General features: G+C 58.1%; 3 protein-coding genes. All 3 read left to right on the top strand.

What is annotated here, in order from left to right; translation table 11 throughout:
• The first annotated feature begins 125 nt into the window (after nt 1-125).
• Genes E1N52_RS43170 through E1N52_RS43180 form a run of 3 tightly spaced genes read left to right on the top strand, consistent with a single transcriptional unit; the run spans nt 126 to nt 3,300 of the window.
• Nucleotides 126-1,364: a site-specific integrase gene (locus E1N52_RS43170; protein ID WP_133191177.1), complete on the top strand. Its 1,239-nt coding sequence runs from the start codon at nt 126-128 to the stop codon at nt 1,362-1,364.
• On the top strand, nt 1,361-2,305 hold the full coding sequence (locus tag E1N52_RS43175) for a tyrosine-type recombinase/integrase (RefSeq protein WP_133191179.1): 945 nt from the start codon (nt 1,361-1,363) through the stop codon (nt 2,303-2,305). Before E1N52_RS43170 ends, E1N52_RS43175 begins: the two co-directional genes overlap by 4 nt.
• The gene (locus tag E1N52_RS43180; protein ID WP_133191181.1) at nt 2,302-3,300 is read left to right on the top strand and encodes a site-specific integrase; all 999 of its coding nucleotides are present in this window, start codon (nt 2,302-2,304) and stop codon (nt 3,298-3,300) included. Before E1N52_RS43175 ends, E1N52_RS43180 begins: the two co-directional genes overlap by 4 nt.
• Nucleotides 3,301-3,418 lie beyond the last annotated feature (118 nt).

Raw genomic sequence — 3,418 nt, forward strand, 5'->3', positions numbered from 1 at the left:
GCGGCACTATGTACCCTTCCGGATTATGTCTTGTAGCCTACTAATGGCCCATTTTTCTGGGCAAGTAGACAACGACGGATAGAGATAATCTTGGCTGCTCCACCCACGTAGGGAAGGAGTTCGTCGTGAAGTACACCATTCATGAGCAGGTCGTTCTCTCGCAAGAACCTGAAGGTCCACTGGCAGCCCATTTATCATCCTTTGCCAACGCCATCTGCGCGCAGGGTTACAACGTATGGTCCCTGAAGCGGAAGGTCCGGATCGCCGCATGTTTCAGTCGATGGCTTAAACAGAGTGGTGTCGGAGTACGGGATATCTGCTTCGATCACGCAACACGATACTTGCGCTATCGTGCCCGGCATTTCCGGCCTCGCAACGATGATCGGTGGGCGCTCAGACAGCTTATTGATTTTCTTCGCGGCGAAGGCGTGATTCCTCCTGAGCAGATGGCAACAATTCGTGTTTCGGCGGTTGAGCGACGTGTACAGGAGTACGAAGTGTACTTGCGCGATATTCAAGCTCTCGCCAGAGCCACGATCATTCACTACGTGCCGTTCGTTCGCGAGTTTCTCAAACATCGTTTCGGGGATGGGAAGGTCACGCTATCGAAACTACGTGCGGCCGATGTCGCGCACTTTGTGCAGGTTCAGGCGCCACGCCTGCATTTGAAACAGGCGAAGCTTATGACCACCGCCCTGCGATCCTTCCTGCGCTATTTGCGCTATCGCGGCGACATTACGCTTGACCTTGCTGCCGCCGTTCCCGTGGTCGCGAACTGGTCGATGCCGTCAATTCCCCGGGGAATCTCAGCAGACCAGACGCGGAAGTTGCTGGCTAGCATCGATCGACGGACTTCAGTCGGTCGTCGCGACTACGCGATCTTGCTATTGCTCGCGCGTCTGGGGTTGCGGTCCAGTGAGGTAGTTTTCCTCGAACTCGATGATATCGACTGGGACGCAGGTCAACTGAGCGCTCGCACCAAGGGTGGACAACGCATCGAGCTACCCTTACCTGTGGACGTCGGTGAAGCCATCGCCGCCTACTTACAACACGGGCGGCCGAAGAGCGCCAGTCGCCGCGTATTTTTACGTGCACGCGCGCGCATCACCGGCTTTCGTGGGCCGAGTAGCCTCGGCTGCGTCGTTCGTCGTGCACTTCAGCGTGCCGGCATTGACGCGCCCACAACGGGTGCTCATCAGTTCCGCCACGGACTAGCTACCCAGATGCTGAACCATGGAGCCTCGCTCACCGAGATTGGCGAGGTGCTGGGTCATCGTCACCCACAGAGCACGTTGATTTACACTCGGGTCGACATCAAGGCATTGCGCGCGCTCGCGTTGCCTTGGCCCGGAGGTGTACGATGAACACGCTTCGGCAGGCTGTTCAGGATTACCTCGACCTGAGGCGCAGCCTGGGATTCAAATTGAGGGAGGAGAGCACAGCGCTACCCAATTTCGTCGCGTTCATGGAACAGCATCGTGCTTCCTACGTTACGCAGGCGTTGGCGCTCGCCTGGGCTCGGCAACCCGCAAATGTCCAGCCCGACCGATGGGCGCAACGAATGACCTGGTTGCGCGGGTTCGCGCGATATCGAAGTGCTACGGATCCCCGCACGGAAATACCAGCACCCGGCTTGTTGCCATTTCGAGCGAAGCGGGCCCGACCATACCTATACTCGGCCGATGAGATCCGTAGCCTGCTACAGGCGGCGCTGCAGATGCCATACCACGATGAACGGGCTGCACTGCTGCCATGGACCTATCATTGCCTGTTCGGGCTGTTGAGCGTCACGGGCATGCGCCTGGGTGAAGCGCGCAATCTCGAGCTCAAGGACGTGAATTTGACGGAGGCGATATTGACGATCCGCGGCGCGAAGCTCGGGAAGACGAGACTCATTCCTTTGCATGCCTCAACATGCAAGGTGCTCGCGGCCTACATCACGCGGCGTGATCATCACTGGGCGGGTCGACCGGTATCTCCCTATCTCTTTGTTTCCAGCTGGGGTAACCGGATGGATGCCGGTACGATTCATCGCACTTTCTATTCATTGTCGCGGCAGATCGGCTTGCGCGGTGAATCAGACAGTCACGGGCCGCGTCTGCACGACATGAGGCACGTGTTCGCGACGAATACACTTGTACGCTGGTACAAGTCCGGAGATGACCCGGAGCGCCTTCTGCCAATCCTGTCAGCCTACCTCGGCCATGCTCACGTCAAGGATACGCAGTGGTATCTGAACGGTTCGCCTGAACTGATGCGCGAGGCGATGCGCCGGCTCGAACAACTCTGGGGGGATCGGCCATGAATGATGCCGCCACCTTTGCTCCGCTACTGGAGCGCTTCTTCACGCAGCGCCTGATGGAAGAGCGTCAGGCGAGCCCTCATACAATCGGTGCCTATCGCGATACCTATCGTCAATTCCTTAAGTTCGTGCTGCGGCGCCTGCATAAGTCTCCGTCGCAGCTAAACCTCGAAGACATCGACGCTCCCCTGATCATCGCGTTCCTGGACGAGATCGAGAAGAACCGGGGCGTTAGCGTTCGCACCAGAAATCTGCGCCTTGCGGCGATTCATTCCTTCTTTCGCTACGCCGCTCTCGAAGCACCGGCCCATTCCGCCCAGATCCAGAGGGTGCTTGCCATCCCCAGCAAGCGCTTCACCCGTAAGCTGATCCACTTCCTGACGCCTCCAGAAGTCGATGCCTTACTTGCTGCGCCTGATCAGGGCACGTGGTCTGGCCGGCGCGACCACGCCTTTCTGTTGGTCGCAGTCCAGACCGGTCTGCGCCTGTCCGAGATGACAGGACTCACTCGCGAGGACGTGGTGCTTGGCACCGGCGCACATGTGAGAGTGATCGGAAAGGGGCGGAAAGAACGCTGTACACCAATCGCGAGATCCACACGCGCCGTACTGAAAGCGTGGCTGCGAGAACCACAACGTGGTGATGGCACAGTACTGTTTCCCAGCGAACGGGGCGAACGCCTCAGCGTTCATGGTGTGCAGTACCTGCTAAACAAGCACCGCAAGGTCGCGTGTGAAGTTTGCCCGTCATTGAAGCAGAAGCGGGTCACTGTCCACTGTTTAAGACACACCATGGCCATGGACCTTCTGCAATCAGGCGTTCGTCGCTCGGTCATCGCGCTGTGGCTCGGGCATGAATCGGTGGAAACCACGGAAATCTATGTCGAAGCGACCCTTGCGATGAAGGAACAGGCCCTTGAGAAGGCAACTCCGCGACGCGGTAAGCCAGGCCGCTTCAAGCCAACGGACGAGCTCCTCGACTTCCTGAACAGTCTTTAGGCTACGGAATTATATCGGGTGATCGCTTGAGCACATCTCTTTGACGGCCCGCAATCTCCTGTCAATTGTTGGAGTTCAATCACGCCACCCGACATAATCCGGAAGGGTACATAGTGCC

Source organism: Paraburkholderia guartelaensis, from assembly GCF_004353905.1.
Lineage (GTDB): Bacteria > Pseudomonadota > Gammaproteobacteria > Burkholderiales > Burkholderiaceae > Paraburkholderia > Paraburkholderia guartelaensis.

Excerpts from the sequence above, each read along its gene's own strand:
- E1N52_RS43175 (WP_133191179.1), top strand. The coding sequence starts at position 1,361 with ATGAACACGCTTCGGCAGGCTGTTCAGGATTACCTCGACCTGAGGCGC.
- E1N52_RS43180 (WP_133191181.1), top strand. The coding sequence starts at position 2,302 with ATGAATGATGCCGCCACCTTTGCTCCGCTACTGGAGCGCTTCTTCACG.